Below are 8,580 nucleotides of genomic sequence, written 5' to 3'. Positions count from 1 at the left end.
TCACGCCCGCCTGCACGCCCAGTTGATCGAGCCACTGGCCGCGCGCCTGGTCGAACAACGCGCTGCGCGCCGCGACGACACCGCCAGCACCAAGGTCGAATTCTTTACGATGGTTCGAGGTGACGCATGAACGAACGCGCCATGACTGCCGATTTCGCCGGGGCGACCGCCGCCGCGGTGCACCTGTCGCTGGACGTACTCGCGCCGGGCTTCGCCGATCCGGTCCACGACACGCAAGCCGTGTTCCGCACGCTGCTGAACGCGCTTTCGCGTCCTGGCACGATCGAGACGATCGAAACCCCGCTGCCTGTCGCTGAGGCGGCCGGTGCCGCTGACGACACGCCGCGCGCCGGTCTTGCGGCCTTCGCCGCGCTGCTCGCGCTGGCCGACTACGCCACGCCGATCTGGCTCGCCCAGCCCGACGCCGCTTTGGCCGCCGCCCTGCGCTTCCACGCTGACGCGCCGCTCGCCGCCACGCCGCGCGACGCCGCGTTCGCCTACGTACACGACGCCGCCACGCTGCCGCCGCTGGAAGCCTTCGCCTGCGGCTCGGCCGAATCGCCCGAACAGTCGGCCACCGTGTTCGTGCGCGTCGATGCGCTCACGGGCGGCGCGCCGCTCACGCTAAGCGGCCCCGGCATTCAGGCGACCCAGCCTTTCGCGCCCGTCGGCCTGCCCGCGCAGCTCTGGCAGGAACGCGCCGCGCTCGCGCCGCTCTTTCCGTGCGGCATCGACTTCTATTTCGTCTGCGGTGCCCAGATCGTGGGTCTGCCGCGCACCACGCGCGTGGAGGTGAACTGATGTACGTCGCCGTCAAAGGAGGAGAGCGCGCGATCGAAGCGTCGTGGCGTCTGCTCGACAAGGCCCGCCGTGGCGACACGCGCGTGCCGGAGCTTTCCGTTGCACAGATCCGCGAACAGATGCGCCTGGCCGTGGCGCGCGTGATGGCCGAAGGTTCGGTCTACGACGAAGAACTCGCCGCGCTCGCCATCAAGCAGGCTGCGGGCGATCTGGTCGAGGCGATCTTTCTGCTGCGCGCCTATCGCACGACGCTGCCGCGCTTCGGCTACACGCTGCCCGTGGAAACCGAACATATGGAAGTCGAGCGCCGCATTTCGGCCACGTTCAAGGACGTGCCCGGCGGACAGGTGCTGGGCGCGACCTACGATTACACGCAACGTCTGCTGGATTTCGCCTTGCTCGCGGAAGGCGATGATGCTTCGGATGCCCAATCGAACGCGCAACCGCGCGCGCAACAGGAAGCGATGCCGCGCGTCGTCACGCTGCTGAACAACGAAGGCCTGATCGAGCAGGAAACGGTCACTGGCGAAGGCGTCGAGCCGGGCGATCTCTCACGCGAACCGCTGTCGTTTCCCGCCGACCGCAGCGTGCGTCTGCAAAACCTCGCACGCGGCGACGAAGGCTTTCTGCTCGCGATGGGTTACGCCACGCAACGCGGCTATGCGCACTCGCATCCGTTCGCGGGCGAGATCCGCTTTGGCACGGTAGCCGTGGAAATGGTGCTGGACGAACTCGGCGAAGCCGTCGAAATCGGCGAGATCGATCTGACCGAATGCCAGATGATCAACCAGTTCGCGGGCAGCAAGGACATGCCGCCAGCCTTCACGCAAGGTTACGGCCTCACCTTCGGCCATGCCGAACGCAAGGCCATGGCGATGGCGCTGGTCGATCGCGCGCTGCGCGCCGAAGAACTGGGCGAAACGCTTGCCTCGCCCACCCAGGATATCGAATTCATGCTGTCGCATAGCGACAACGTGGAGGCGTCGGGCTTCGTGCAGCATCTGAAATTGCCGCATTACGTCGATTTCCAGGCCGAGCTCGAACTCGTGCGCCGCCTGCGCGCGCAGCATGGCGAACAGCTTGACGAACCGCGCGGCGACGCACTGCAAACCGGAGAGGCCGCATGAACGCGCCCGATACTTTCGACACGTCGCTCGCCTCGCACGAAACGCAGGCCGCCGACGGCTACAACTTCGCCTACCTCGACGAGCAGACCAAGCGCATGATCCGCCGCGCGCTGCTCAAGGCCGTGGCGGTGCCGGGCTATCAGGTTCCGTTCGCCTCGCGCGAAATGCCGCTGCCGTATGGCTGGGGCACGGGCGGCATTCAGGTGACGGCGGCGATCATCGGCGCGAAGGACACGCTCAAGGTAATCGACCAGGGTTCGGACGATACGACCAACGCCGTGAACATCCGCCGCTTTTTCGCGCGTACCACGGGCGTGGCCACCACGCGCCGCACGAGCGAAGCGACCATCGTGCAGACGCGCCACCGCATTCCGGAAACGCCGCTCACGGACAAGCAGATTCTCGTCTATCAGGTGCCGATGCCCGAGCCGCTATTCCGTCTGGAGCCGCGCGTGGCCGAGTGCAAGAAGCTGCACGCGCTGGCCGATTACGGCCTGATCAGCGTGAAGCTTTACGAGGATATCGTGCAGCACGGCAGCATCGCGACCACGTACGACTATCCGGTGACGGTCAACGGGCGCTACCTCACCTCGCCTTCGCCGATTCCGAAATTCGACAACCCGAAGCTGCATATGAACGCCGCGCTGCAACTGTTCGGCGCGGGCCGCGAGCGCCGCATCTACGCGATTCCGCCTTATACGCCGGTCAAATCGCTCGATTTCGACGATCACCCGTTCGAAGTGCAGCGCTGGGAACATGCCTGCGCGCTATGCGGTTCGCGCGAGAGCTTCCTCGACGAAATGATCGTCGACGATGCGGGCAAGCGCATGTTCGTGTGTTCGGATAGCGACTATTGCCACGAACGCCGCGAAGATCAGGATCACGAACAGGCGCACGAACAAACGGGAGCGCAAGCATGAATTCAGGGATGAAGCCGCTCTTGAGCGCGCGCGGCCTCACGAAGCAATATGGCGGGCGCAACGGCTGTCGCGACGTGAGCTTCGATCTGTATCCGGGCGAGGTGCTGTGCATCGTCGGCGAATCGGGGTCGGGCAAGACCACGCTGCTCAACACGCTCGCGCTGCGCACCGACGCCGATGCGGGCTCGCTCGACTACACCAGCGCGAATGGCGAGACGCTCGATCTGCGCACGCTGTCCGAGCCGCGCCGCCGTCTGCTTGCACGCACCGAATGGGGCTTCGTGCAGCAGAATCCGCGCGACGGGCTGCGCGCGGGCGTGTCGGCGGGCGCCAATATCGGCGAGCCGCTGATGGCCGTGGGCGCGCGCCATTACGGGCGCATCCGCGAAAGCGCGCAGCAATGGATGCGCCGCGTCGAACTGGACGAGACCCGCATCGACGAACTGCCTTCGGCGTTCTCCGGCGGCATGCAGCAGCGCCTGCAGATCGCGCGCAATCTGGTCACGGGCCCGCGCCTCGTGTTCATGGACGAGCCGACCGCCGGTCTGGACGTTTCCGTGCAGGCGCGTCTGCTCGATCTGCTGCGCACGCTCACGACTACGCTGCATCTGTCGGTGCTGATCGTCACGCACGATATTGGCGTGGCGCGTCTGCTCGCGCATCGCTTGATGGTGATGCAAGGCGGCACGGTGGTCGAATCGGGTCTGACCGACCAGGTCCTGGACGATCCTCAACACCCTTACACGCAGACGTTGGTAGCCTCCGTGCTGCCGGTCTAGGATGAACGTCATGACACTGAATTCCCCAGTTTCTCCGGCCGCGCGCGCGTTCGCCGAGCGCCCCGCGCTGATGCTGCGCGCCGAAGACGTGCGCAAGACCTTTACGCTGCATGGCCAGGGCGGCATCGGCATCGACGCGCTGGCGGGCGTTTCGCTGGACGTGGAGCGCGGCGAATGCGTCGTGCTGGTCGGTCCCTCGGGCGCGGGCAAGAGCACGTTTCTGCGCTGCCTGTATGGCAACTATCTGGCAAGCGGCGGCTCGATCGCGATCCGCGACGACGCCGCGCCCACCCAGCACCTCGAAATCACCGGCGCGGAACCGCATGACGTGCTGCGTCTGCGCCGCAACGTGGTGGGTTATGTGAGCCAGTTTCTGCGCGTGATTCCGCGGGTATCGGCGCTCGATATCGTGGCTGCGCCGCTGGTGTCGCGCGGTATCGACGAGGAAGAAGCGCGCGCCCGCGCCGCCGCTTTGCTCGAACGCCTGAACGTGCCGCAGCGTCTGTGGCCGCTTGCGCCCGCGACGTTTTCGGGCGGCGAACAGCAGCGCGTGAATATCGCGCGCGGTCTGATCGCGCAGCATCGCGTGCTGTTGCTCGACGAACCCACGGCCTCGCTCGACGCGGAAAACCGCGAAGTGGTGGCGGGCCTGATTGTCGAGGCGCGCGAGCGCGGCGCGGCCATCGTCGGCGTGTTCCATGACGAGGACACGCGCGAGCGCGTCGCCACCCGCGTGCTGGCGCTGCGCGCGCCGCGCGTGGCAGAGGCGGACGCCGCGCAGGCCGCCTGAGCGCAGGCTGCCAGAACATGTATTCGTAATCCGTTTTACGTACCCTTAACCGTGATTCAAGAACTGATTTCCGGAGCCTGACGATGTTGATCAAGAACGCTCGCATCGTGACGCGAGACGACGTTTTCACCGGCACGCTGCACGTCGAAGGCGAGACGATCCGCGACATTTCGCGCGGTTCGACCGCCGCGCCCGAAGCCGAGGACTGGGAAGGCGACTTCCTGTTGCCAGGACTCGTCGAGCTGCACACCGACAACCTGGAAAAGCACCTCGCGCCGCGCCCCGGCGTGCACTGGAACACCGACGCCGCCTTCGTGATCCACGACGCGCAGATCGCCGCCGCCGGCATCACCACGGTATTCGACGCGCTCGCCATCGGCACGCGTCTGGCCGTGGGCGTGCGCGGCCGCGACGTGCAACTGGCCAGCGCCGCCGCGCTCTCGCGCTTTTCCGAGCGCAAGCTGCTGCGCGCCGACCACTTTCTGCACCTGCGCTGCGAAATCGCCACGCAGGACGTGATCGAACTGTTCGACATCCTGAGCGAACATCCGCTGCTGCGCCTCGCCTCGGTGATGGACCACACGCCGGGCCAGCGCCAGTGGCACGACCGCGCGCAGTGGCGCCGCTATCAGGAGCGCCACGGCAAGTGGACCGACGAACACGCCGACAACCTGCTCACCGAGATGGAAACCGAGCAGGAGCGCTTCGCTGACGCGCACCGCCGCGCCATCGTCGAGCGCTGCCACGCGCGCAATATCCCGCTGGCTAGCCACGACGACACGCTGGTCGAGCACGTCGAACAGGCCGCCGCCGAAGGCATCGTGCTGGCCGAATTCCCGACCACGCGCGCCGCCGCCGAAGAAGCGAAAAAGCGCGGCATCGCCACGATCATGGGCGCGCCCAACGTCGTGCGCGGCGGCTCGCATTCGGGCAATGTGTCGGCGCTCGAAATGGCGCAGGCCGATCTGCTCGACATCCTCTCGTCCGATTACGTGCCGTCCAGCCTTCTGACCGCCGCGTTCGACCTCGTGACCAAGGCCGACTGGACGTTGCCGCGGGCGCTCGGCACCGTGTCGTGGGAACCGGCGCGCAAGGCGGGTCTGCATGACCGCGGCGCAATCGAACCGGGTCTGCGCGCCGACTTCGTGCGCGTGACCATGCTGGATACGCTGCCGGTGCCGCGCGCGACGTATCGCGCGGGCCAACGCGTCATCTGACGCGTGATCTGATGGTCTGAGCTTGCTGCAATGCGGCAAAGGCGTGCCGAAGCCAACAACGAAACCAACGGCACGCCATCGTTTCGATTTCAACTTCCCTTCATGCGCCGCGCTTAAAGCCTGACAAGCGTCGGCGCCTACTTGCGACTGTTGCGGCAGAGCATCGCAATCCGTTTTTCAAAGCCCTCTTTTCACCTATGGTTTTCGCGCCGAAAGCCTTGTCACACAAGGCTTTAAGCCCATCGGCACCGTGCGGCGAACGGTCGTTAGAGCGCCTGTTCGCTTGCCATCCGGTATTTCACTAGCGACGCAGCATTTTTGACCGGGTAAGCTTCTCGCCGCCGCTCGCAGCAACGCTTGCGAGGACAACCGAATCTCCGGCGCGAGCCGCGCCGGAAAAATGCACCGTGGCGGCACGACCGCACATGGCGCGCCATGAACCATAAGAGGAGTACAAAGAGTGAAGAAACTGCTTGCCACCCTGTCGGTTGCCCTGCTGGCCGTTTCGGCTAGCGCCGCCTACGCCAAGGATTGGACCACCGTGCGCTTCGGCGTCGACGCGAGCTACGCTCCGTTCGAATCGAAAGCCCCCGATGGCAAGCTGGTCGGCTTCGACATCGACCTCGGCAACGAAATCTGCAAGCGCATGAACGCAAAGTGCGTCTGGGTCGAGCAGGATTTCGACGGCATGATCCCCGGCCTGAAGGCCAAGAAGTTCGACGGCGTGCTGTCGTCGATGACGATCACCCCGCAGCGCCAGGAACAGATCGCTTTCTCGGCGAAGCTGTTCAACACGCCGACGCGCCTGGTCGAAAAGAAGGGCGCCAGCTTCCAGCCGACGGCTGACTCGCTCAAGGGCAAGTCGGTGGGCGTCGAGCAAGGCACGATCCAGGAAACCTACGCGAAGGACAACTGGGCGCCCAAGGGCGTCAACGTCGTTCCTTACCAGAACCAGGACCAGGTCTACGCCGACCTGATCTCGGGCCGTCTGGACGCAGCGCTGCAAGACGAAGTGCAAGCCGATCTGGGCTTCCTGAAGACGCCGCGCGGCGCTGGCTTCCAGTTCGCCGGCAAGGAAATCCCGACGGGCGCAGCCGCTATCGGCCTGCGTAAGGAAGACGCCGACCTGAAGACCAAGATCGACAAGGCTATCGCCGACATGATCAAGGACGGCACGTACAAGAAGATCGAAGCCAAGTACTTCGACTTCGACGTGTACGGCGGCTAAGCTGATTTAACTGCGCGGTTTTGTAGACGCGACGCTGAAAGCCCGAACCCTCGCGGTTCGGGCTTTTTGCTTTTTGGGCCGCGCGCTGCGGCGCGCTTGCGCGAGGGGATTCCGTCCGCAGTTCTGTCCATCCAGCGGATCGGCTAAGATCATGGGCACCGGCCCGCCTGCGGGCCACCCACCCGGACAGGCTCGGATAACGCGCCTCGCGCCTCAAGCGCTACGCGCACACCCATCATGCAAACCCACCACCATCCGTTGATTGCGCCCGCACTGGGCACCGCGCGAGAGATCACGAGTTTCCACTACGGCCAGCCCGGCGGCGCCAAGGTCTATGTGCAGTCGTCGCTGCATGCCGACGAATTGCCCGGCATGCTCGTCTCCTGGGCACTGCGCCGCAAGCTCGCCGCGCTCGAAGCCGCAGGGCGCATGCGCGGCGAAGTCGTGGTCGTGCCGGTGGCGAACCCGATCGGCCTGAACCAGCAATGGCTCGGCCATCTCGCGGGCCGCTTCGAATCGAACACCGCGCAGAACTTCAACCGCAACTTCCACGAACTGACGGCGCTCGTGCTGCCGCAGATCGAGTCGCGCCTGGGCCCCGACGCCCACGCCAACCTCAAGGCGATCCGCGCCCTGATGGGCGAAGGCCTGGCCGCCGTGCAGCCGAAGACCGAACTCGACTCGCAGCGCCTCGCGCTGCAACGCCTGTCCTACGACGCCGATATCGTGCTGGACCTGCACTGCGACTGGGAAGCCGCAATGCACATCTACACGAATCCCGAACTCTGGCCCGACGTCGAGCCGCTCGCGCGTTATCTGGATGCGAAAGCCTCGTTGCTCGCGCTCAATTCGATCGGTAATCCGTTCGACGAGATTCACAGCTTCTGCTGGACGGAATTGCGCGAGCAGTTTGGCGAGCGCTTCCCGATTCCGCACGGCTCGATTTCGGTGACGGTGGAATTGCGCAGCCAGCGCGACGTCTCGCACGAATTCGCCGAGCACGACGCACAAGCCATCGTCGATTACCTGATCACGCGCGGCGTGATCGACGGCACGGCGTCCCCGCTGCCGCCTCTCGCGCATCCGGCCACCCCGCTCGCGGGCACCGAGCCGATCGTCGCGCCCGCCAGCGGCGTGATCGTGTTCCGCGCGGACTGCGGCGCATGGATCGACGCGGGCACGCCGGTGGCCGACATCGTCAACCCGCTCACCGATGAAGTGACCACGCTCAGCGCGAGCGTGAGCGGCGTGATGTATGCGCGTCACAGCGCGCGATTCGCGACCGCCGGGATGGAAATCGCGCGTATTGCGGGCGATACGCCCATCCGTTCGGGTTCGCTGCTGTCGCTCTGATATTTCGAAGCTTGAGTTGAACGCCCCGGTCTGGAAACAGGCCGGGGCGTTGTCATTTCTGCTCGATCTGGCACCTAGCCGAAGATCGCGAATATTGCAGAAATCGACACAATAAAGACACTTTTTGTCTTATTTGGGGCGCCATCACTGGCAGTGCACCGCCGCATTTGCATCAAAAAAATAACAAGACGTTCATGCAAATCGCCTGACCAACCTTACAAAGCAGAAAATCTTATAAAGGTTATTCGGCACCCAGCCGGAGCTGAAAAACGCTGGTCAATTTCGCGCAAAGCCAATAAGCACAAGGATTTCAGCCAATCTCCGCGGCTCACAAGCCCACTGTCGCATTCACACCACATAACAGC

The 8,580-nt window shown here is 65.0% G+C and carries 9 protein-coding genes; all 9 read left to right on the top strand.

The window, feature by feature from the left end; translation table 11 throughout:
- Nucleotides 1-130, top strand: a 130-nt coding sequence (locus F3J17_RS34355; protein WP_167070023.1) for a phosphonate C-P lyase system protein PhnG, incomplete at its 5' end; no start/stop codon positions are given.
- A gap of 11 nt (nt 131-141) precedes the next feature.
- Nucleotides 142-801, top strand: coding sequence for a phosphonate C-P lyase system protein PhnH (gene phnH / locus F3J17_RS34350; protein ID WP_240161253.1), 660 nt, complete (start codon nt 142-144; stop codon nt 799-801).
- On the top strand, nt 801-1,928 hold the full coding sequence (locus F3J17_RS34345; protein ID WP_167070019.1) for a carbon-phosphorus lyase complex subunit PhnI: 1,128 nt from the start codon (nt 801-803) through the stop codon (nt 1,926-1,928). Before phnH ends, F3J17_RS34345 begins: the two co-directional genes overlap by 1 nt.
- Nucleotides 1,925-2,848 carry an alpha-D-ribose 1-methylphosphonate 5-phosphate C-P-lyase PhnJ gene (locus tag F3J17_RS34340; protein ID WP_167070017.1) on the top strand — a complete coding sequence of 308 codons (924 nt, stop codon included), beginning with the start codon at nt 1,925-1,927 and terminating at the stop codon, nt 2,846-2,848. Before F3J17_RS34345 ends, F3J17_RS34340 begins: the two co-directional genes overlap by 4 nt.
- 8 nt (nt 2,849-2,856) lie before the next feature.
- On the top strand, nt 2,857-3,627 hold the full coding sequence (gene phnK / locus F3J17_RS34335) for a phosphonate C-P lyase system protein PhnK (protein WP_167070027.1): 771 nt from the start codon (nt 2,857-2,859) through the stop codon (nt 3,625-3,627).
- 10 nt (nt 3,628-3,637) lie between these two features.
- A complete protein-coding gene (gene phnL, locus F3J17_RS34330) occupies nt 3,638-4,417 on the top strand; it encodes a phosphonate C-P lyase system protein PhnL (RefSeq protein WP_167070015.1) in 780 nt (259 codons plus the stop codon).
- A gap of 83 nt (nt 4,418-4,500) precedes the next feature.
- Nucleotides 4,501-5,634 (top strand): alpha-D-ribose 1-methylphosphonate 5-triphosphate diphosphatase, encoded by a 1,134-nt coding sequence (locus F3J17_RS34325; protein WP_167070013.1) that lies wholly within the window; start codon nt 4,501-4,503, stop codon nt 5,632-5,634.
- Between the two features lie 460 nt (nt 5,635-6,094).
- Nucleotides 6,095-6,862 carry an ABC transporter substrate-binding protein gene (locus F3J17_RS34320; protein WP_167070011.1) on the top strand — a complete coding sequence of 256 codons (768 nt, stop codon included), beginning with the start codon at nt 6,095-6,097 and terminating at the stop codon, nt 6,860-6,862.
- A 237-nt stretch (nt 6,863-7,099) separates the two neighbouring features.
- A complete protein-coding gene (locus F3J17_RS34315) occupies nt 7,100-8,215 on the top strand; it encodes a succinylglutamate desuccinylase/aspartoacylase family protein (RefSeq protein WP_167070010.1) in 1,116 nt (371 codons plus the stop codon).
- The last annotated feature ends 365 nt before the right edge of the window (nt 8,216-8,580 follow it).

It is taken from the genome of Burkholderia sp. Ax-1719, assembly GCF_011753055.1.
Classification (GTDB): domain Bacteria; phylum Pseudomonadota; class Gammaproteobacteria; order Burkholderiales; family Burkholderiaceae; genus Paraburkholderia.
This window is presented reverse-complemented; position numbering and strand designations above follow the sequence as displayed.

Coding starts and splice junctions, on each gene's coding strand:
- phnH (WP_240161253.1), top strand. CDS start 142: ATGACTGCCGATTTCGCCGGGGCGACCGCCGCCGCGGTGCACCTGTCG.
- F3J17_RS34345 (WP_167070019.1), top strand. CDS start 801: ATGTACGTCGCCGTCAAAGGAGGAGAGCGCGCGATCGAAGCGTCGTGG.
- F3J17_RS34340 (WP_167070017.1), top strand. CDS start 1,925: ATGAACGCGCCCGATACTTTCGACACGTCGCTCGCCTCGCACGAAACG.
- phnK (WP_167070027.1), top strand. CDS start 2,857: ATGAAGCCGCTCTTGAGCGCGCGCGGCCTCACGAAGCAATATGGCGGG.
- phnL (WP_167070015.1), top strand. CDS start 3,638: ATGACACTGAATTCCCCAGTTTCTCCGGCCGCGCGCGCGTTCGCCGAG.
- F3J17_RS34325 (WP_167070013.1), top strand. CDS start 4,501: ATGTTGATCAAGAACGCTCGCATCGTGACGCGAGACGACGTTTTCACC.
- F3J17_RS34315 (WP_167070010.1), top strand. CDS start 7,100: ATGCAAACCCACCACCATCCGTTGATTGCGCCCGCACTGGGCACCGCG.